Genomic DNA, 22,576 nt, shown 5'->3' on the forward strand with positions numbered 1-22,576 from the left:
GATAGAATTATGTGAGAAAGCACCGAAAAATGGCAATAAGAATGGCATATGAAGTGGTCATGTCCTATCATCTTCATATGCCATCTTATTTTTTAGGGACATTTACTGAATATCCCTAAAAAGTTTTTAGAATGCTTTATTAGGCTGAAAAAATGTAGTGCAAACGTAATAATTATTTGATATATAAATAGTATATTTGCAACTCAATATTATTTTAAACTTTAATTAACACTATCTATTAACAAAAAGCAGAATTATGAGAAAACATCTAATTCAATTTCTGTTGGTTGCCGTGTTGTTGGTATTTACTTCCGCAGCATGGGCTCAGACCACAGTGCATGGTCAGCTTGTCGACGCTGAAACCGGCGAACCTTTGGTAGGTGCTGCCGTTATGGTAGAGGGAACCACTCAAGGTTCCGTGACCGACATTGACGGCTATTTCAAGCAAAGCGTTGCTTCGAATGCCACGTTACTTTTCAAATACATCGGTTATAAAGACCAGAAGAAAAAGATTACACAGAAGGGTGCTTCCGTAGAGCTGGGAACTATCAAGATGCAACCTGATGCAGTGATGCTGTCGGATGTGACGATTACATCGTCCGTTGCAGTGGCCCGTAAAACTCCGGTAGCGGTATCTACCGTAGACCCGGTGTTCATTGAAGAAAAACTCGGTTCGCAGGAGTTTCCCGAAATTCTGAAATCCACTCCGGGTATCTATACCACTAAAGACGGTGGTGGTTATGGTGATGCCCAAACACGTATCCGCGGTTTCAAGAGTGAGAACGTGGCTATGATGATTAATGGTGTGCCCATGAACGGTATGGAGAACCAGAAGGTGTACTGGTCCAATTGGGCCGGACTGTCCGATGTAACCCGTAGCATGCAGGTACAGCGCGGTTTGGGTGCTGCCAAAGTATCTGTTCCGGCAGTGGGCGGTTCTATTAACATCGTAACAAAGAGTACGGAAGCCAAGAGAGGCGGATTTGTGTCTTACGGCATGGGTAATGACGGTTACAATAAAATCCTTTTCAGCGTATCGTCCGGTTTGTCCAAAGACGGTTGGGCGTTCACATTGCTGGGTGGTAAGACCTGGGGCGACGGATACATCCAGGGTACGGAGTTCGAAGGCTACAACTGGTTTGCCAGTGTTGCCAAGCGTTTCAACGATAATCACCAGTTGTCTCTGACTGCGTTCGGTGCTCCGCAGTGGCACAATCAGCGCAACAATCAGAACGGACTTACCATCAAGGAATGGCAGCGCGTAAAGCAATACATGGGCGAGGACAGTCCTTATAAGTACAATCCTACTTTCGGTTACAGAAACGGACAGGTATTCAACTCATCCAGAAACTCATACCACAAGCCGCAGATTTCGTTGAACCATCTGTGGCAGATAGACCGCAAATCAAGTTTGAGTACGGCACTGTACGTATCCATCGGTCGCGGTAACGGTTACAGCGGTTCGGGCGATGCTGCCAACCGCAGCAAGTGGTATGGTGCAAGTAACGGATTGGTGAACAATGAATTCCGCGAAGTGGACGGCACATTTGCATACGATGAGGTAGAAGCCATGAATGCGGCAAGTACTACCGGTTCTAAGATGATAATGTCCAAGGCAATGAACAACCATACATGGTATGGATTGCTTTCCACTTACACCACCAAGTTCGGCGAGAACTTCGACTTTTATGGCGGTATCGACTTGCGTTACTACAAAGGATTGCACCAGAATGTGATTACCGACCTTTTTGGCGGTTCATACTTCGTGGATATAGACAACCGTAAAAATGTACGTGTTGAGAATAATGCGGCGGCTGCCGATCCCAATTTCAAGAATCAAAAATTGGGAGTAGGCGATGTGATATACCGCGACTATGACGGCTTTGTAATGTCTGAAGGTGTATTCGCACAGTTGGAATACAACTACGACAAGCTGAGCGCATTTGTTTCCGGCGGTCTTTCAAACACCAGCTACTGGCGTTACGACCGTCTGTATTACGACAAGGCACATGCCAAGTCCGACAAGAAACACTACCTGGGCGGAAACGTCAAAGGCGGTATTAACTATAACCTCAACGAGTACAACAACATCTACTTCAATGCCGGTTATATCAACCGCGCTCCGATGTTCGATACATCTTTCATCAATTCTCAGAACTCACATGCACGCAACGGCGATGCCAAGAACGAGAAAGTAATGTCCTTTGAGTTGGGCTACGGTTTCCGTACCGGTTTCTTTACAGCCAATGTGAACGCCTACTACACCCGTTGGAAAGACAAGGCACTCTACGACTCAGGTACATACGACTATGAGAATGAGGAAGGTGTAGAGATAGAAGACCGCTGGACGCTGAACATGACCGGAGCCAATGCCAACCACATGGGTATAGAGCTTGATTTCGTTGCCAAGCCACTTAGATGGCTTGATGTAACGGGTATGTTCTCTTGGGGAGACTGGCGTTGGAACGGTAACGCGAAAGGTTTCTACTACAACGGAGCAGGTCAGATGCTTGCCGACCTGAAGACCGGTGAGGTAGTGAGCGATATGGCTAATGCAGAGCAATACCGTGCCAACATCAAGATGGACAACATCCACGTAGGTGGTTCGGCACAGACCACAGCCGCTTTGGGTGTGAACGTACGTCCTATGAAAGGTTTGCGCCTCAGTCTGGACTGGAACTTCTTTGCCCGCAACTATGCCGGATACGACATCGATGCAGGACAAGCCGGTATGGGTAATGAATACGTGGTTACAGAACCTTGGGAGATACCTTCCTACCACACATTCGACCTGAGTGCGGGTTATTCCTTCGACTTCGGTAAGGTACGTGCCACTTTGAGCGGTAACGTTAACAACCTCTTGGATCAGGAATACATTGCCGATGCACGCGATGGCAGCAAGCACGATTGGGAAACCGCAACACGTGTACTTTACGGTTTCGGCCGTACTTATTCCGTACGCTTGAAATTCAATTTCTAAACCTTTAAGAGCTATAATTATGAATAAAAAGTTAATATACGGCTTGTGCGCTGCCTCGTTCCTGATGACGGCGTGCGACTATAATGAAGATAACTTCCCCGGCTTCGACCAGGAACCTCTGACAGACGTTGTCTACTACGAAGGAGAATTTACCGGGAAGTACCCTACCGAAGGCTATTTCAGCCTTGTGCAGGGTGATGAAGAGTCAGGAAAGGCGACCATAGAAAAAGCATTGATCGAAATGCTTGAGGATACCTATCCGTATTGTGATAAGGGATCATCGGCAAAGATTAAGGTGAAGGTGGCGGATGTGATGCCTTCTCAGGAGAAAGAACCTGCTTATGAAGATGCCTATGAGTTGAGCACAGCAGATTATGATGCAATGGGCACGGGCAAGAATGAACCGGGTGAACATGATAACTTCTCGTATAGAATCGATCCGAATGACTATCTGCCGGATTTCTGTGCAGGGAAGTATGCTGACAAGGCGGAAGGATTTATCTGCAAGATAATATATAAATATTATAGTAACAGAGTTACCACTACTCAGGCTAAATACTACAAAAAAGGTGCAGACGGTTGGACAGAAGAGCCGCTTATTCCTTACGATGCAGATAAGAAACTTCCATTGGAAGAGCAGGATTATGACGCTATGGGTATAGAAGCTGGCGAGCCGGGAGCTAATGACACATTTGTTTCCGATGAGCAGGCTGATGCTTATTTGCCGATATTCCTGCAGAACAAATATACCTATGTTGCCAAGGAAGGTCTGACTGTAGAAGTAACTTATAAAGTATCCGGTAAAGAGAAAAAAACTATTTACCGTTACAACGGTTCCGCTTGGGAGGTATATAACCCGAAGGCATCCATTGTTGTTTCCGTTACCGAGCGCATCACAGTGATGAAATTCGACGGCAAGGAATGGAAGCTCTCCAACCTTATCAGCGATATCAAGGAACTGTCTCTCACCAATGCTGAATACACTAAGTTGGTAGAGTGGGTGAAGGAAAACAAACCGGAGTTTATGAGTACGCAGAACACAACTTCCGAGTACTATTTCGGCGCCGATACAAAGAATAACAATATCAACAACAAGTATTCCACTTGGACTCAATATTACAATGTAGACGGCTATCTGAACGATTTGAAAGATGAGGAAATCCAGGTTATCATGGACGAACGTCTTGCAAAGGAGGCTTTCCCGCTTATCCTGTTGCCCGATATGGTAGATAATCCCGACCCGGATATAAGCTATACTGTTATCTATAAGATATATGGCGGACGTGGCAATGGTAATTATGCTATGTCGTTCTACTACAGCAAGGAAGATAATGCTTACACATGGGATGAAATGGCACCTGTTATGCAATAATAGGATGTAACATCATTTCAAAGAACTCTGAAAAAAGACGGGGGGAGTTGTCCTGTAAAGGACAGTTCCTCCCGTTTTGTTTTCTTACAGATTAATCGATTTCATGTCGGTAAAAATATTGCTTAGTATATTACTATGTTGGCGTAACGAACTGATTTAGTTAGGTATTCATTTCACTCACTCTTATCAAATTCGGTACAGCCGTTGTAATGTTCCTGTCATACGGCTTATTTCTTCTTTTTTATTGTATTATTTATCCATAATCATGTAAATAATGGCAAAAAGTGTTATCTTTGAGCGTCCTTCTTTCCGTAAGGGGAGTGAGGTGTGTTTTTTCGATGGGTGTTTTCCCGACATGTTTTTGTAAAGCAGATAAGATAACCCCTTACATAAACCCAAAAAATAAACTAATGGATAAAAGTCCTCTATGCACCTGCCTGATGAAGCAGGATTTGGAAGAAGCTGCCGACCCTTATGAGTTTCTTGATAAAAACTATTCGATCTCCGGTATTCTCGACAATTTGGATAAACTTTCCCCAAAAGAATTGAAATGCGCTTGCTGCCTGTTCGGTGTGGCATTGCAGAAAGCCTGCAGGAAGAAAAGGCGGTGGTAGATGATGACATACTGTTGACATCTCGGCAAGTATGGTGCAGGGCATTCAAAAATAAAAGCGGCAATGTTTTTTTTATTTTATAATATCAACGATATTCAATACAATTTGTTTCCGGTATGTATTACTATCTTGGCAAGTGCAAAAGAAGAACAAACAAAATGAACATAAAGACAATAGCTATCCTGTTGCCTTGCTGGCTAATTCTGCTTTGCCTGTCGGGATGCGGGCATAAGCCTTATACCAGGCAGTATAAGATAGCTCTTGTCCACTCCTACGAAGAGGGGTATCCGGATGCGGAGCGCACCCGTCGGTTGCTATGTGAAGCATTGGCAAAGCGCGGCTTGTCCTGCGATTTCCGCGAATATTTCCTGAACTGCGACGGTCTGCTGTCCGATAAGGAAGAGGAGTTCTGTTCGGATTTCATTGATGATTTTACCCGCTGGGGCGCCCATCTTGTGGCAGTGCTGGATGATCAGGCCACTTACTCGCTCATGGCCTGCGGCAATCCTTTGTTGCACGACTTGCCTGTGGTGTTCAGCGGCGTGAATTATCCCAATCGCCAACTGTTGGAACGCTATCCCAATGTGACGGGCTATGCCGACGCTCCCGACTACCTGAATACCGTACGTATGCTGGAACGTGTCATGGGCAAATCCCGTGTGTGCGTGATAAACCGTAACAATGTGCTCGACCGCTTCATATGGGAGGACCTCATGAAGCAGTTCGACGGACAAGGCTACGAGATTTACTGCGGACGGGTGGGTATGCACGTTTCGACTCACCGGAAGTTGGGCGATGATCTGCCGTCCTTGGTTCCCGGCGTAAATTGGGAAAACGAACGTTTCGACACTACAGCCATTGTTCGTCTCAACAGCGACTCGCTCTCACTTACCCAAGTGGCGTGGACGGGATATGGCAGCCGCACGCTATGCCTTTTCACCCACCGTAACTTCATAACCGTGCACTCTGCCAGTTTCTTTCAAAATCCCTGCTTCGCGACGGTAAATAAAGGCTTTGGTCTGTCGGACTATGCTTTGGGCGGCTATTTCGCCACTATTGAAACGCAACTGGATGATATGGGGCAGGGGATCGCCGAACGTCTTCGGGGAAGGATGCCTGCCGAGCAAGTGAGGTACTGTGCCAAACGGTACGTGGTGAACTGGCACGTGTTGCAACGCTACGGTATTCCTCTGAGCTGTATTCCCAAGGAATACACCATAATGTACATGCCCTTTACGGAGCGTTACCGTTACACCTTATTATATATGGCATCCCTTTTCGGTCTGCTTCTGTTGTTGCTGATAGGTTTCCTCATCCGAAGTCTTTCCGTGGAGCGCAGGCGTAAACACGAGGCACTGCACTCCCTGCGTTACGAGCACGAGACGCTGGCACTTGCCATCAGTGGAAGTTCCACATACGTATGGCGTATGGAAGGTGAGGGGATTATCTGCGACGCGCACTTCTATGAGGTTATCCATCACCCGCGTGAGCGTATCACTTTGGACGAGATAATGGATTTTATCCATCCTGACGACCGGGGACGGTTCTACCGCAATTATCGCGCGTCGGAAACTGTGCGCAGCCACAAAGGGCAGTACCGCTTCGATTTCACAGGCGAGGGATACGAATGGTGGGAACTGCGTTACAGTACGCTGTCTGCAACCACAGGCGGCAGGCATATCATTACTGGAGTGTTGCAGAACATTCAGGACATCAAGGACCATGAAGAGGAACTGATACGTGCCCGTCGTCTGGCAGAGCATGCCGAACTGAAACAGTCGTTCCTGAACAACATGAGCCATGAGATACGTACACCTCTCAATGCCATAGCGGGTTTTGCCAATCTGCTGGTGTACGATCCGGAGCTGTCCGGAGCGGAGAAGCAGGAGTATGCAGGCATCATCAACACCAATACCAAACTGCTGCTGAAACTGGTGGACGATGTACTGCAGCTCTCGCGCATGGAGACTGCAAACATGTCTTTCGACCTGCGCCGGGAGAGTGTTCATCATCTGCTCGAAACGATTTACCAGACACATAGTGTGCTGATTAACCCGTCACTGGAGTTTGTCACGGATTTCTCCGACAGGGATGTCTTTGTGAACGTGGACTGCATACGGCTGACGCAGGTCATTACGAACTTTCTGAACAATGCCAATAAATTCACGCCCCAAGGCTACATCAAGTTGGGATACATCTACCGGCCTGCTACCAACGAGGTGAGCATTTACGTGGAAGATACCGGAATCGGTATTCCGAAAGAGGAGCAGGAGATGATTTTCGCCCGTTTCTATAAGCGCAGTGAGTTTTCGCAAGGTGTGGGATTGGGGCTTGCCATCTGCAAGGCTATAGCAGAAAAGTTGGGCGGGTGTATCGAAGTGGAGTCGCAAGTAGGGCGGGGAAGCCGGTTTGCGGTGGTATTGCCATGTGTGGAATAGTTTTTTACGTTATATGTTGTATCTGGATAGCTGTAGACTCAATTCTTAAAAAATGTAGCATGATTGTAATGTATTTATATATTATTTTGCTTATCTTTGCCAATGTTTTCGAAAATATAACATTTTAAGAAACCAATTAAAAACTATTATGTTAAAAGTATTAAGACTTATTTTTACGTTTATGCTGGTTCTGACGGCTGTGGGCGTAAATGCGCAGGTTACGACTTCCGCTATCAGCGGTAAGGTGACCGACGAACAGAGTGAAACGGTAATCGGAGCGACGATTATTGCCGTTCATGAGCCTTCCGGTACACAGTACGGTGCTATCACCAATGTGGATGGACGTTATACGATTCAGGGTATGCGTACGGGTGGCCCGTACAAGCTTACGGTGTCTTATGTAGGTTATCAGAGCGCAGTGTTCACCGGTATCATGCTGGAATTGGGTAACACTTATACACAAAACGTAAAACTGCATCCCAGTTCGGAATTGCTGGATGAAGTGGTTGTCGTAGCCGATGCCAAAACACAAAGCGGTGCTGCTACCAACTTCTCTGCCAACGCCATTGAAAACACTCCGACCGTAGACCGTAACATCTACGACATCGTGAAGAACAGTCCGTTGGCTATGACTTCCAAAAACGGCGGTATCACTTTCGTAGGCTCCAACAACCGTTACAACAGTTTCCAGATTGACGGTACGGTGGCCAACGACGTGTTCGGTCTTTCTGCCGGTGGCACGAACGGTGCTCAGACAGGCGCCAATCCTATCTCTATGGATGCCATTCAGGAAATTCAGGTAGTGGTGGCTCCCTACGACGTTCGCCAAAGCGGATTTACGGGCGGTGGCATCAACGCCATCACCAAGCAGGGTACGAACGAAACCCACGGTTCAGCTTACACTTATTTCAACAACCAGAACATGTATGGCAAGTATAGCGCCGTACGCGGTTATGAGAAGTCGCCGATGTCCCAGCAGTTCGACCGTACCTACGGTGGTACGTTGGGTGGTGCCATTATCAAGAACAAACTGTTCTACTTTGTCAGTGCAGAAGGTAAGAAGAACAGCTATCCCTCAAGCACTTATCCGGGATATACCACTAATTACATCACCAGCACCACTGCCAAGCTGATTGCCGACCAATACAAGAAGCTCACCGGTATAGAAGAAACTTACGGTGAACGTGATATCGAACAGAAATCTTTCGGTCTTCTGGCACGTGTGGACTGGAATATCAGCGAAAAGCATAAACTTGCCGTACGCTACCAGCACAACAACTCTTATAAAGATGTGTACGGAGCAAATTCCACCACTTACTACTTCGGCAACAGCGGTTATCGCATGAACAACAAGATGAATTCGGTAGTGGCCGAGTTGAACTCCCGTCTGGGAGATAACCTCTACAACGAGTTGCGTGCATCGGGTACGTTTGTCCGTGACTTCCGCGATACGGAATATGCAGGTCCTTGCGTGCAAATCAGCAATGTCACAGGCGGTGACGGTGAAACTAAGATTACAGCCAATATCGGTACGGAGTTCTCTTCCGGTGCCAACAAGCTGAATCAGGATGTGTATAGCTTTGAGGATAACCTCTCTTGGTACCTTGGCAACCATACACTGACTTTCGGTACTCACAACGAAATCTACAAAATCAGCAACTTGTTTATCCAGGCTTCGGAAGGTGCATGGTACTATAACTCTTTGGATCACTTCCTGCAAGACAAGCCCTACAAGTTTACTTACAAGTACAGTGACCCCGACATGACGGGTGGTAACCTGAAATATGCTCCTGTTATGAAAGCTGGTCAGTTCGGTTTCTACGCTCAGGACAAATGGGTAGTGTCAAGAGACTTCAACTTCACCTACGGTATCCGTTTCGATATTCCTCTGCTGTTCAACAAACCTACTGTGAATCCTACTTTCAACGACTTTGCAGCCGGACGTAATATGGGTGTGCGCGTAGGCGAAACTCCGAGTGCCAAGCTGATGGTTTCACCGCGTGTGGGCTTTAGCTGGTATACCGACGAAGAACACCGCACGCTTATCCGCGGTGGTGTAGGTATCTTTACCGGACGTGTTCCGTTTGTATGGCTCAGTAACTCGTTCAACAATACGGGTATGGAACAGAAAGGTACTACTCTCCAGCCCAAGGATGAATCGGGCAAGAATGATACCAATGAAGCTCCTTCATTGGGAGAATACAAGGATAATCCGCTGGCTGCCGCTACAGGAAGCATGAAGCAGGATATCGTGACTACCGACAAGAAGTTCAAGTATCCGCAGGTGTTGCGTGCCAATCTGGCTTGGGAACAGTTCTTGCCGGGTGATGTGAAGATGACTCTCGAGGGTGTTTACTCCAAGACCATGAATAATGTATTCTTCGAGAATCTTGCTCTTGTGGAAAACGGACAGGTGTATGCCGTTCCGGGTGTAGAGGCTTCCGCTTCTCCTTCTTATAAGGTACAGGCGGGTGACTATTACTCTATTATCAACCTGAAGAATACAAACAAGGGTTATAGCTATGCTCTTTCGGCCTTGTTGGAGAAACACTTCGGGTTCGGTCTTGACATGTCTGCATCTTATACCTTCGGACACTCCAAGTCTGTAAACGACGGAACTTCTTCCGTTGCCTACTCTAACTGGAAGTACAACTACTCCCGCGACACCAACAGCGGTAATGAACTGGGTTTCTCCAAGTTCGATATTCCTCACCGCGTAATGGCTCAGGTGGCTTATACTACTCCGAAATACTGGAACAACTGGATGAGCACTTCTATCTCTGTTATCTACAACGGATTCTCCGGAAACCGTTACAGCCTGACCATGAATGAAACTTCCGACTTCAACGGCGACGGACAGAAGGGTAACTCCCTGCTGTATATTCCGACTGACGAAGAGTTGGATAAGATGAAGTTCGTGGATGCCACAAACAAAAAGGGAGAAGTAACCATGACTGCCGAAGAAAGCCGCCAAGCTTTCAAACAGTGGATTGAAGGTGACGCTTATGCCAAGGAGCATCGCGGACAGTATGCCGAGCGTAACTCCAACCTCACCAAGTGGGAACATGAAATCAATCTCCACCTGGCTCAGACCATCTATAATCCTAAGGGGTTGGGCAAACTGGAATTTACTTTCGACATCATCAACTTTGCCAATATGCTGAACAAGAAGTGGGGAGCAACCTATGGTTCACTCTATAACCTTTCACCGATTTCCGTTACGAAACTGACAACGGTGGACGGTCAGACCACTCCTAACTATATTTACAACAAGTCCGAAATCACCAAGAGCGATGTTTCCTCACGCTGGCATGCTCAGGTGGGTATCCGCTTGACGTTCTAAGGATATTTTTGTTCATGTTTATTTTTACGGTAGAGCTGTTCCGGGAAACCGGGGCAGCTCTATTTTTTTTATTGTACCTTGAGCGTAAGAGGAAATACGGTATGGCAGAGTGGGATGGTGTTTAAAATCCTCTTTTAATACTTCACCGTAAATATCACCGGGTTGTGGTCACTGCATAAATCCAGATTGGGAGAGTAGTAGTCGGTGCATTCCAGCTCCGGTGAGTGGAAGGCATAGTCGATGCGTAGCATGCGCTTGCCGTAACGGTAGGTGTACATGTAGCCGTGTCCGCCTGTCTTGAAGCCGTCCTTGAGGCTCTCGGAGAGCCGGTGATAGGTGTAGGATGAGGGTAGGGAGTTGAAGTCTCCGCACACCAGTACGGGGTGAGGGCTGGCAGTGGCGAGCTGACAGATGCTGTCGGTCTGGAAAGCGCGTTTCACGAAGTTTTCATGCAGGGTTTCCGCTGCATCCTGTACGGCTTGCGCTTCACGGCGTGTATTGTCGGTGGCAAGTTCGCGTTCCCATTTTTTACGGTTCTGGCTGACACTGGTAGTTTGCAGGTGATTGTTCAGCAAGCGGATGGTATCTGTATTCAGAATGATGTCGCACAGCATGCTGCAATTGGCGCTGTGAGGGTAGGTGATGAAACGTCCGCCGATAAGCGGGTAGCGGCTGAATACGGCAATGGGGAGAATGCCGCGGATGGAGTCGTCTGCAGGGATAATGGCATATTGCCAGTGGGAAAGGGCACGACGCAGACTGTCTGCCGTGAAGTGTTTGTTTTCGCCGAATTCCTGAAAGCAGAGTACATCGACGTGTTGTTGCTGCATGTACTTGGCAATCTGCTTGCAGGAGTAGCCGGTAATTTCGTTTCCGAAGTTATGAACGTTGTAGGTGGCTACGGTGAGGTAATCGCTGTTTTCGCCTTGTCGGTTCGGTGCCGGTGCGATGGCGGGTACTTCCTGGGGAGAACCGAAACGGATAACAGCTGTAAGGTATTCCCAATTGAAGAAGAAAGCCGTCAGCGTGACGAACGCCCATTTCCTGTGTGCCAATGCCCAGCAGAGGGCAACAATCAGGCAGGATACCAGCAGTACCGGTACGGCAAGTCCCAGCAAGGGCATGATGGTGGAATGTTCCGGATGGTAATGCCCGGAACGGGATGCGATGATGGTGACAACAGCCAGTGCAAATGTGGTAGCTATCAGTATCAGATGAAACAGACCTTTGACGGCGGTTTTTCCCATGATTAACGCAGGTGTGTTTTATAAAAGTGTGGCGAAAGCCCCGGCAACAAGCTTGCCGGAGCTTTCGTCACACCCTTTTGCTGGTTATTTTATTACTGAATTAATCGGCTTTCCGTCCAAGAAAGCTTTTATATTATCCAGCATGATTTGCATGAGGCGTTCGCGTGCGGCGGCGCTTGCCCAGGCTATGTGCGGGGTGATGTAGCAGTTTCGGGCGGTGAGCAGCGGGTTGTCGGCACGGGGAGGTTCCTGTGAGAGCACATCCAGTCCGGCGGCAAAGATGGTTCCGTTGTTCAGTGCATCGGCAAGGTCTTGTTCGTTGACCAGCGGACCGCGTCCGGTGTTGATGAGGATGGCGTTGGGCTTCATCTGTTTCAAGCGGGCGGCATTGACCAGTTCACGGGTGGAATCGGTGAGGGGGCAGTGCAGGCTGATGATGTCGCAGTTGGCAAAAAGTTCGTCGAGCTCCGTTTTCTTGATTTCGGGAGGAAGCTGGAAAGGCGATTTGGATGTGTATGCATGTACTTCCATGCCGAAGCCGATGGCGATGCGGGCGGTGTTGTAGCCGGTTTGTCCGAGACCGATGATACCGATTTTCTTTCCGCGCAGTTCGATGAGCGGAGTGTCCCAGAAGCAGAAATCGGGGCTGTTGGTCCAACGGCCTTTGTGTATCTCATCCGTGTAGTGCTGCACATGCTGGGCGATGTTGAGGATGTGGGCAAAGACCATTTGCGCAACGGATGGGGTACTGTACGCCGGGATGTTGGTAACCGTGATACCCCGTTCTTTGGCAGCGGCGGTATCAATGATGTTGTATCCGGTGGCAAGTACGCCGATGTATTTCAACTGGGGCAGGGCTGCGATGGTTGTTGCATCGAGCACTACTTTGTTCGTCAGCAGGATGTCTGCTCCGGCAGCACGTTCAAGCACTTCGGCAGGGGCGGTACGGTCGTAAACGGTACATTCACCCAGGCTCTTCAGTTCGTCCCAGGAGAGGTCTCCGGGGTTGGCGGCATAGCCGTCGAGGACTACTATTTTCATAAGTGTTATTATAAGTTGTTTCTAATGTTGTTCTGCAGAATTTCCATTTCTAAAATCTTTCCTTTCCCCACAGGGCCTGCATCCTTTCTTTATGCTTTTGTTCGGCGGCATTTGCTTGCGGCTCCCAGATGCGGCGGTCTTTCAGTTCGTCGGGCAGGAACTGCTGGCGCACGAAGTTGCCGGGGTAGTCGTGGGCATATTTATAGTTGTCGCCATAGCCAAGCTGTTTCATCAGTTTGGTGGGGGCGTTGCGCAGGTGCAGGGGAACAGGCAGGTTGCCGGTTTGCCGCACCAGTTCGAGTGCATCATTGATGGCCATATAGGCCGAGTTGCTCTTGGGACTGGTGGCGAGGTAGATGGTAGTCTCCGCCAGCGGGATGCGTCCTTCGGGCCAGCCCACTTTCATGATGGTATCGAAGCAGGCATTGGCCAGCAGCAGTGCGTTGGGGTTTGCCAGCCCGATATCCTCGGAAGCGGAGATAACGAGACGGCGGGCTATGAAAGCAGGGTCTTCACCGCCCTCTACCATGCGTGCCAACCAGTAAATGGCTCCGTCCGGGTCGCTGCCGCGGATGGACTTGATAAAGGCGGAGATGATGTCGTAGTGCATCTCCCCGTCTTTGTCGTAGGCAAGGGGATTCTGCTGGAGGCGCTCGGTCACCATCTCGTCGGTGATGACAACGGGGTCTGCGGTTTCGGACTGCACCACGAGATCGAGGATATTAAGCAGTTTGCGGGCATCGCCGCCGCTGTAGCGGAGCATGGCGGTAGTCTCCTTGAGCTCTATCTGCCGTTCTTTCAGTTGCACATCCGTGGTTATGGCGCGCTGGAGCAGTTCCAGCAAGTCATCCTTCTCCAGTGATTTCAGTACGTAGAGCTGGCAGCGGGAGAGCAGCGGGCGGATTACTTCGAACGAGGGATTCTCGGTGGTGGCGCCTATCAGCGTCACCGTTCCCTGCTCCACAGCGCCCAGCAGCGAGTCCTGCTGCGACTTGCTGAAACGGTGGATTTCGTCAATGAACAGTATCGGGCTTGCCTGCGAGAAGAAGCGGTTGCTCTTGGCGCGGTCTATCACATCGCGCACATCCTTCACCCCGCTGGTCACGGCACTGAGCGTGTAGAACGGCGTCTCCAGCTTATTGGCTATAATCTGCGCAAGCGTCGTCTTACCCACTCCCGGCGGGCCCCACAGAATGAACGAGGAGATGCGTCCCGCATCAATCATCTTACGAAGCACAGCCCCCGGTCCCACCAGGTGCTTCTGCCCGATATATTCGTCTAATGTCTTGGGTCTGAGTCTTTCTGCTAAAGGTTGCATGGGGTTAGCGATTAGGGATTAGTGATTAGTGATTAGGGGGCAGATTCTTTTTACGGGTGATGATGGAAGAGGTTATCATCTTCATCAGTTCCGTACAATCGGTATCCAAGGACACATATTGCTCTGTGGTGATGTAGTTTGTTTTATTTAGCAATTCGAGCCAGTATAGGGTTTCTGAACATTCCTTTTGAGCAACGGAATATTTGTGTATAAAGTCGGCTGGGGACTCGGCAAATTGCCCTTCCCTGATATTGGCTCCCACAGATGTACCGCTTCTTAGTATTTGTTTAGACATAATTCTTTCCTGTTTGGTTTCATTCAAGAAATTATATAAATTCACAATGCGTATAGCAAAGTTCATTGATTTGTTTTTTAATATTCCCTCTCCCATATAACCGCTCCTCGCTCATCACTAATCACTAATCACTAACTAAAATATCATCAATATCATAAAGCGCACTCCGCCTTTCTTCACCCCCGGGATGTCGGTATAGGTGAGGCGGCGCACATATTCTATATGCAGCAGCTTGAAGATGTTGTAGATGCCTACGCTGGCTTCAATGTAAGGGGTCTTGCCCATGACATGGCTGGTGGGCACGCCGTCGCGCATCGGGAAGAGGAAGAGGTCGGGGTTGCTGCTTTTGTAGGGGTTGTTCTTGTCCGTCAGCGTGCCCCACATGCCGCGGATGCGGAACATCTCTCTCCATTTCAGTTTCTTGATGAGGGGGATGCGGTTGAAGAGCTTCCCGTTCATGTCGTAGCTGAGGGCGAGCGAGGCGTAGCGGTCGTTCAGGAACTCCATGTTGTCGATGAGGTTGAACGATTCGTTATTCTGGGTGATGTATGAGAGGTTCGCCATGGGCAGGTTCAGCAGCGGGAAAGGAACGGTGTTCCACTGCGCGCCGGCACGGGCGGTAACGTCCAGCTTGCCCCACGAACCGAACCAGAAACGTTTACGGATGCTGGCTTCCGTGAGGTTGAAGTTGTATTCGCCGCCCAGCACGCCTTTCAGACCGACGGTGTGCGAGAGGGTGAACGTGGGGGCGTCCAGCGACACGGGAACACGGCGTTGCTTGGTGTTGACAAACGTTTCGCCGGGAGAGTAGCGCAGGGTCACTCCGAGTTCGGTGGTGGTGATGTCGTGCACCAGGGTATTCTTCTCGTCCCATTCGCCGGGGGTAGTGCCGTTGTTCTTCCAGTATTGCAGCATGCCGGCGGGCTGGTCGTTGCGGTGGCGCGCCATGGCCTTGACGGAGAAGCCGGTATTGGTTTCCAGTTCGTAGGTCAGGGTGGCGTCGCGCATGTACGACATCTGGTCTACGGTAGTCCATTTCCAGCCCACGAACATATTGTCCTTGTCCGTAGCCAGATACTTGTCCATAGGAGACATCACATCGTAGGTGTACTGGAAGGCGAGGTAGTGCTTGGGAAATTCCCAAAGGACGTACTCGCGCTTGTTGAAGGAGTAGGCGGCCTGTCCGGAGTAGAACCACTTCTTGTCGCGCGTGCCGTAGGCGCCGTAACCGCTGAAGCTCCAGTGCGGATGCAGGTTACCGGTGGTCATGCCACTGAGACGGAAACGGGTTCCGTTCACGTAGTTGCTGGTAATCATGGTGTTGATAGGGCCGAAGTCGAACTTGCTGGGGTGCTTCTTGCTGCCCGTCTCCACGAAGTTCTCGATAAGCGCCTTTGCACCGAAGATGACGTACTTGAAGCCCGGAATCTGCTCGATGCGGTTCATGAACACGTCCATGGAACTTTCCTTTTTGGTGAGCGGCACCTGGCGCACTTTGGCCCAGTATTCGTCGCTCTTGGCAAGCATGTTGGCTTCCTTGATGACGCTGCCTTTCAGGCGGAACAGGCGGGGTTCTATCTCATCGAATTTATAGTCGCTGTACTTGGTGGTGCGCTGCACTTCCAGGCCTTGTATGCCTTTCATCAGGGCGAGTTCCACGGTCATGTCGTCGTCGGTGAGCACCCAGTTGCTGTCGGGCAGTTGCTCAAACTGCTGCACGATGTCGAGGTTCTCCACGAAGTTGACACCCGTCTTCTTGGGCAGGTTCATCACGGCTTTCTTTACGGCATAGGTGGAGTCCTTCACTACGTACAGATGTCCCGTGAAACCGAAGTCCTGCGGGTTCTGCGGCACGAAGGTGAGGTGCACGCACTCCTGTTTGTCCACCATGAGGGTGTCCATCAGGTAGAACTTATAGAAGCTGATGGCTCCGCGTCCGATAGGGCTTACGAAGCGGCGTTGCAGCAGGCGGATGTCATCGTCGTAGATGTTGACGTCGGAAAAGACATCGGTAAGGATAGTACCTAACATATCACCTGTGTTGAAGAACTCCTCGATACCGTTGGAGTTCATACCCTCGATGATGGTCTTCTCGCTCTTGGGACTTTTGCGGTAGATGGTTCTGGAAGCCGTCTCCTTGATGGAGATGGGTAGAATCATCTTGTTGGTCTTGGGCGACACTTCCACCTGGTCCTTGAAGAAAGAGAATTTCTTGTAGATGCCTTTCTCCATTTTCTCCGGCGTGACGTCGTTGATGGACATCTTCATCTTTTCGTACTTCTGGTACTGGTAGAAGTCGTTCTCCTCGAGCTTTAAGGCTTTTTTGTGCTCGATGACCTTCTTCATAAACTCCACGGCAGGATTGTTCTTGCGCGAATACTTCTCTTTCTTGGGCTTGACGACGACTTCGGAAAGCATTACATCGGCAGGCGCCAGCGCCACGTTGAGCACTTTCGTACCAGGGGCGAACTTCACTTTCTTGGTGATGTAGCCGATGGCGGAAAAGGTCAGCTCATTCCACCCCTTGCGTGTCTCCACCTGATACTCTCCCTCGGCATTGGAGATGCCTCCTACGCCTTTTCCTTCGTATTGCACGGTGATGTACATCAACGGTTCGTGGGTGAGTGAGTCCGTTATAACGCCTCTTATCTGTGCTGATGCGCCGGCAGAGGCGAATAGTAAAAGCAAGAGGATGAGGGTAATGTTATATAGTCGTTTCATACGTTTCATAATCAAGCTGCAAAGTTAACAATTTACTGTTAATCAAGAAGCAAATATATTTTAAAGAATGAGAGGGATGTTTAAGAGGCGGAGGAATGGGCAAGGTGATGAGCCGACAGGAGAACACTGCCTTTTTCTTCCTTTTATTTATCAATATCGGCAGGATAGGTCGGGATTTGTGCCGTATAGGAAGAATGGGGCGGATTGGAACTTTGAGCCTTTGGTATAATTGGATACTTTTGTCTTGCCGTACGGTAACGTACGATACGGAATGACTCCGAATGATAATATATGGACAGACTTGCTTAAACTATTCTTCTTTTTTACAGTACTGTGTTTAGTGTGGGGAGATGTGCCGGACCAGCATTTTTTTTGTATGGGCACATCTCCTTTTTTATGCGGTTTTCCGAACGCGGGTCTTATAGCTTCTCCCCGTTTATCAACGTCTGTACAATACGCTCGGCTGTACGTCCGTCCCAGCGGTCGGGCAGGGTGGTGTGCTTCCATTCGCCGTGCAGCAGTTGGTCGAGGGCGGCGGAGAGGGCAAAGGAGTTCTCCCCGACAAGCTCGTTGGTTCCGATGCGCCAGGTTTCGGGATGCTCGGCATAGGTGTTGAGCGTGATGCAGGGCACATCGAGGAAGGTGGCTTCTTCGGCTATGTTGCCGGAGTCGGTCACGATACCTTTGGCCTGGTTGATGAGGAAGCCGAAGTGCAGGTAGCTTTGAGGCGGCAGGATGTGCAGGCTGGGCATGTCAAGTCCCAATGATTTTACGGCACGCTCCACGTACGGGTGTATAGGGGCTACGATGGGCATATCGCCCGCTTTTTCGGCCACTGTCTGCATCAGGGAACCGAGTACGGCTTTCTTTTCCAGCAGGTCGTGGCGGTTCAGGGTGAGCAGGAGATAGTTGCCCTTGCGCAGTCCGAGGCTGGAGAACCAGAGCGGTTGTACAAGGCGGTGGCGGTTGTAGCGGATGGTGTCGATGAGGATATTGCCTACGTAGTGGATATACTCCGGTATCATGCCCTCCTGGTTGAGGTTACGGTTGGCCACCATGCCGGCGGTGAAGAGATAGTCGGAGATGGCGTCTACAATCGTGCGGTTGACCTCACGCGGCATGTTCATGTCGAACGAGCGCGTGCCGGCTATGACGTGCGCCACCTTCAGTCCGCGCTTCTTGGCTACGATGGCGCAGCTCATGGTGGCGGTCATGTCGTCCACCACAAGCACCACTTGGGCGGGGTGTTCGTCGAGCTCCCGCTCGAAGGCCAGCATGATGGCGGCTGCCACCTGGGAGTGGTCGCGTCCGCTGATGCCCAGATAGGCATCGGGCTTGCGCATGGCAAGGTCGGAGAAGAGCGAGGCGTCCAGGGTGGTGTCGTCCTGCGGTCCGGTGTAGACTATGCGATAGGATATATTTTTACCTGCCTCTCTGGCTGCGTCTATGGCGCGGCAGAGGGGGGCGATTTTCATAAAATTGGGGCGTGCGCCCGATACGATGGTTATTTTCATTGCTGATATAAATTGGCGGTACAAAAATACACTTTCTTAGGGAAATTATTTGTTACTTTGCAAAAAAAAGAAATGCTCTCATGCCAACATTTGTTCAGATACTCGACTTTATCGGTACATTTGCTTTCGCCATCAGCGGCATACGGCTGGCTTCGGCGAAACGTTTCGACTGGTTCGGCGCTTACGTCGTGGGTTTCGTAACCGCCATCGGCGGCGGTACGATACGCGACCTGCTGCTCGATGTGACTCCCGGCTGGATGACCGACCCCATTTATCTGATATGTACCGGACTGGCATTGCTGTGGGTTATCTTCTTCGGAAAGCACCTTATCCATCTGCACAATACATTCTTTATATTCGACACCATCGGTCTGGCGCTGTTTACGGTGGTGGGCGTGGGCAAGAGCCTGGCGCTGGGCTATCCTTTCTGGGTGGCCATTATCATGGGCAGTATCACCGGAGCCGCGGGCGGTGTGATACGCGATGTGTTTATCAATGAGATACCGCTCATATTCCGTAAGGAGATTTATGCGATGGCGTGCGTAGTGGGCGGTACGATGTATTGGCTTTGCGGGCTTGCCGGCATGCAGTCTTACGGCTGTCAGGTGATAGGCGGGATATCTGTGTTCATCACCCGTATTCTGGCCGTGAAATATAAGATTTGCCTGCCCATACTCTCGGGCAACGATGAGGAAGGGCAGGAGAAAGAGGGGTGACCTTATTCCTTCTCTCTCATCACTCATATAGCTGTATTTAGTTTATCTTATGGTAATATTGTCATAAATTATATCCAAAATTGTACTTCATTTATAGTCAAAATTGTACTTCCTGCTGAGAACCAGCCGCTTTATCTCACCCGAAAACTGTCAAAATAAGGGGTGAAATCTGTCAAATGATAGTTTTCACCCCAAAGAATACCCGTATTCCAACCCTCAGGGCTTGGAAACTTCCGTATACTTGCAACCACTAAACCGAAACGAATATTAACCATTTTAAAAAATTAGCAAAGTATGAATACTTACAGTTTTAGAAAAGATTTACTTGCCGTGCAAGAAGAACTGCTTCGCTTTGCATACAAATTAACGGCCGATCGGGAAGAAGCGAATGATTTGTTGCAGGAGACCTCTCTTAAAGCCTTGGACAATGAGGATAAATACGAACCTGATACCAACTTTAAAGGATGGATGTATACCATTATGCGTAACATCTTTATAAATAACTACCGGAAGATAGTCCGTGAACAGACTTTTGTAGACCAGACCGATAACCAGTATCACCTGAGCATGCCGCAGGACTCCGGCTTTGCCAGCACCGAGGGCGCATACGACCTGAAAGAAATGCACCGCATCGTCAACTCATTGCCGCGTGATTATAAAGTACCCTTCTCCATGCATGTTTCCGGATTCAAATACCGCGAAATAGCCGAACGCCTCGGACTCCCCCTCGGAACGGTAAAAAGCCGCATCTTCTTTACAAGACAGAAACTGCAGGAAGAATTGAAGGACTTCATTTAGTGTCTGTCCGGTTTCTGCCCAGTAAGTTTTTGGGTACTGTTTCTCTGAGGAGCATAGCGGGCTGTGTGACGGATAAAAAGAGGAAAACAGCGGTGAGGTGAGAGAAAAAGTGTAGAGAGAAAGAGGCCGCAAAAAACAGGGTGCGATACGGGCAGTCTAAAGTAGTACTTTAGAATCGCCAAGTAGTACTTTAGACTTCTAAAGTGCCACTTTGGATGTCTCAAGTCAAACGTTGCGTCCCTTGTTCCTCAATTTCTTATTTTCCAATTTACCAAATGATATAAAACATATCTTTCAAGTGAATATTTATGGGGTTATTTTGACTATATGTCAGAATAATCCTTTATATTTGTATATATCAAGTTAACCGAGTGAACAAATAGCTAATTACCTATTACAATGAAAAAGGAAATCAAATTCAGTCTTGTTTACCGAGATATGTGGCAGTCGTCCGGTAAATACCAGCCGCGAGTAGACCAGTTGGTACGCATCGCACCGTTGATAATCGAAATGGGCTGTTTTGCCCGGGTCGAGACCAACGGCGGAGCTTTCGAACAAGTGAACCTTCTCTATGGCGAGAACCCCAACAAGGCAGTACGTGCCTTTACCAAACCCTTTAATGATGCAGGCATACAGACCCACATGCTCGACCGCGGACTGAATGCGCTGCGTATGTATCCCGTTCCCGCCGATGTGCGCCGCCTGATGTATAAGGTAAAGCATGCACAAGGTGTGGACATCACCCGTATTTTCTGCGGACTGAACGAAACGCGCAACATCATCCCCTCTATCCGCTATGCGCTTGAAGCAGGCATGATACCGCAGGCAACGCTCTGTATCACCCATTCGCCCGTGCATACGGTAGAGTACTATGCACACATTGCCGACCAGCTCATTGAGGCGGGAGCACCCGAAATCTGTTTGAAGGATATGGCAGGCATCGGCCGTCCGGGTATGCTGGGCGAGCTGACGAAGGCTATCAAGGAGAAGCATCCCGATGTACTGATACAGTATCACGGACATAGCGGTCCGGGGCTTTCAATGGCATCCATCCTTGAAGTATGCGAGAACGGCGCCGATATAATAGATGTGGCTATGGAGCCCATGTCATGGGGAAAGGTGCATCCGGACGTTATTTCCGTACAGGCCATGCTGCGCGACAAAGGCTTCCAGGTGCCCGACATCAACATGAAAGCCTATATGAAAGCACGTGCCATGACGCAGGAATTCATAGACGATTTCCTCGGTTACTTTATGGACCCCACCAACAAGCATATGTCGTCCCTGCTCCTGAAGTGCGGGCTTCCGGGCGGTATGATGGGGTCCATGATGGCAGACCTGAAAGGTGTGCACTCCGGTATCAACCTGATACTGAAAAGCAAGAACCAGCCCGGACTCAGCATAGACGACCTGCTGGTAATGCTTTTCGATGAAGTGGAATATGTATGGCCCAAGCTGGGCTATCCGCCTTTGGTGACTCCGTTCAGCCAGTACGTCAAGAACGTGGCGCTGATGAACGTGATGCAACTGGTGAAAGGCGAAGAACGCTGGACGATGATTGACAACCATACATGGGATATGATTCTGGGCAAGAGCGGACGCCTGCCGGGTAAGCTGGCTCCCGAAATCGTAGAGCTTGCCAAATCCAAAGGCTACGAATTTGTCGACACAGACCCGCAGTCCAACTATCCGGATGCTTTGGACGAATACCGCAAGGAGATGGACGAAAACGGCTGGGAGTATGGCGAGGACGATGAGGAGCTATTCGAGTTGGCTATGCACGACCGGCAGTACCGTGACTATAAGTCGGGCGTTGCCAAGAAACGTTTCCGCGACGAGCTGGAGCGTGTAAAGGACGCTTCCATGGCAAAGAGCGGATATTCGGAAGAGGAGATAAAGAAGCTGAAACGCGCCAAAGCCGATCCTATCATAGCCCCGTCCAAAGGGCAGGTGCTTTGGGAGGTATCCGTGGAGGGTCCGTCTTCCGCGCCGTTTATCGGACGTAAGTATCAGCACGACGAGGTATTCTGCTATGTCTCTACACCGTGGGGCGAGTACGAAAAGATAATGACCGGTTTTACGGGCCGTGTTGTGGAAGTATGCGCCCAGCAAGGCGCCAACGTCAATAAGGGAGACGTCATAGCGTATATCCAGCGGAGCGATATCTTTGCATAATGAT

Annotated in this window: 14 protein-coding genes; 8 read left to right on the top strand and 6 right to left on the bottom strand. The window is 49.5% G+C overall.

What is annotated here, in order from left to right; genetic code table 11:
• Nucleotides 1-256 precede the first annotated feature (256 nt).
• The 5 genes from H8S52_RS09420 (at nucleotide 257) to H8S52_RS09440 (ending at nucleotide 10,747) form a co-directional block, all read left to right on the top strand.
• Entirely contained in the window at nucleotides 257-2,980 is a 2,724-nt protein-coding gene (locus H8S52_RS09420; RefSeq protein ID WP_117954776.1) for a TonB-dependent receptor, read from the top strand.
• Between the two features lie 19 nt (nucleotides 2,981-2,999).
• Nucleotides 3,000-4,352 carry a hypothetical protein gene (locus H8S52_RS09425; RefSeq protein WP_117906694.1) on the top strand — a complete coding sequence of 451 codons (1,353 nt, stop codon included), beginning with the start codon at nucleotides 3,000-3,002 and terminating at the stop codon, nucleotides 4,350-4,352.
• A 410-nt stretch (nucleotides 4,353-4,762) separates the two neighbouring features.
• The gene (locus tag H8S52_RS09430; protein WP_016662945.1) at nucleotides 4,763-4,966 is read left to right on the top strand and encodes a hypothetical protein; all 204 of its coding nucleotides are present in this window, start codon (nucleotides 4,763-4,765) and stop codon (nucleotides 4,964-4,966) included.
• A 158-nt stretch (nucleotides 4,967-5,124) separates the two neighbouring features.
• A complete protein-coding gene (locus H8S52_RS09435; protein WP_186909694.1) occupies nucleotides 5,125-7,404 on the top strand; it encodes a PAS domain-containing sensor histidine kinase in 2,280 nt (759 codons plus the stop codon).
• Between the two features lie 148 nt (nucleotides 7,405-7,552).
• Nucleotides 7,553-10,747: a carboxypeptidase regulatory-like domain-containing protein gene (locus H8S52_RS09440; protein WP_186909695.1), complete on the top strand. Its 3,195-nt coding sequence runs from the start codon at nucleotides 7,553-7,555 to the stop codon at nucleotides 10,745-10,747.
• A 134-nt stretch (nucleotides 10,748-10,881) separates the two neighbouring features.
• On the opposite strand, the gene H8S52_RS09445 is transcribed toward H8S52_RS09440, so the two are convergent.
• The 6 genes from H8S52_RS09445 to H8S52_RS09470 form a co-directional block, all read right to left on the bottom strand.
• Nucleotides 10,882-11,994, bottom strand: a complete 1,113-nt coding sequence (locus H8S52_RS09445; RefSeq protein WP_117906697.1) for an endonuclease/exonuclease/phosphatase family protein — start codon at nucleotides 11,992-11,994, stop codon at nucleotides 10,882-10,884.
• An 84-nt stretch (nucleotides 11,995-12,078) separates the two neighbouring features.
• Complete coding sequence (locus H8S52_RS09450; protein ID WP_117984775.1) at nucleotides 12,079-13,035, bottom strand: D-2-hydroxyacid dehydrogenase; 957 nt, start codon at nucleotides 13,033-13,035, stop codon at nucleotides 12,079-12,081.
• Nucleotides 13,036-13,084: 49 nt separating this feature from the next.
• Nucleotides 13,085-14,353 (bottom strand): replication-associated recombination protein A, encoded by a 1,269-nt coding sequence (locus tag H8S52_RS09455; RefSeq protein ID WP_005653543.1) that lies wholly within the window; start codon nucleotides 14,351-14,353, stop codon nucleotides 13,085-13,087.
• Nucleotides 14,354-14,378: 25 nt separating this feature from the next.
• The gene (locus H8S52_RS09460; RefSeq protein WP_005653544.1) at nucleotides 14,379-14,744 is read right to left on the bottom strand and encodes a four helix bundle protein; all 366 of its coding nucleotides are present in this window, start codon (nucleotides 14,742-14,744) and stop codon (nucleotides 14,379-14,381) included.
• 39 nt (nucleotides 14,745-14,783) lie between these two features.
• Nucleotides 14,784-17,369, bottom strand: a complete 2,586-nt coding sequence (locus H8S52_RS09465; protein WP_034536330.1) for a DUF5686 and carboxypeptidase-like regulatory domain-containing protein — start codon at nucleotides 17,367-17,369, stop codon at nucleotides 14,784-14,786.
• A gap of 419 nt (nucleotides 17,370-17,788) precedes the next feature.
• Nucleotides 17,789-18,883: a UDP-N-acetyl glucosamine 2-epimerase gene (locus H8S52_RS09470; protein WP_005653550.1), complete on the bottom strand. Its 1,095-nt coding sequence runs from the start codon at nucleotides 18,881-18,883 to the stop codon at nucleotides 17,789-17,791.
• A gap of 80 nt (nucleotides 18,884-18,963) precedes the next feature.
• Between H8S52_RS09470 and H8S52_RS09475 the strand changes: the two genes are divergently transcribed.
• The 3 genes from H8S52_RS09475 (at nucleotide 18,964) to H8S52_RS09485 (ending at nucleotide 22,572) form a co-directional block, all read left to right on the top strand.
• A complete protein-coding gene (locus tag H8S52_RS09475; protein WP_005653552.1) occupies nucleotides 18,964-19,599 on the top strand; it encodes a trimeric intracellular cation channel family protein in 636 nt (211 codons plus the stop codon).
• 294 nt (nucleotides 19,600-19,893) lie between these two features.
• Nucleotides 19,894-20,397: an RNA polymerase sigma factor gene (locus tag H8S52_RS09480; protein WP_016662935.1), complete on the top strand. Its 504-nt coding sequence runs from the start codon at nucleotides 19,894-19,896 to the stop codon at nucleotides 20,395-20,397.
• Nucleotides 20,398-20,796: 399 nt separating this feature from the next.
• Complete coding sequence (locus tag H8S52_RS09485; protein WP_117984778.1) at nucleotides 20,797-22,572, top strand: oxaloacetate decarboxylase; 1,776 nt, start codon at nucleotides 20,797-20,799, stop codon at nucleotides 22,570-22,572.
• Nucleotides 22,573-22,576: the final 4 nt, after the last annotated feature.

Source organism: Bacteroides sp. NSJ-48 (assembly GCF_014287405.1).
GTDB classification, from domain to species: domain Bacteria; phylum Bacteroidota; class Bacteroidia; order Bacteroidales; family Bacteroidaceae; genus Bacteroides; species Bacteroides stercoris.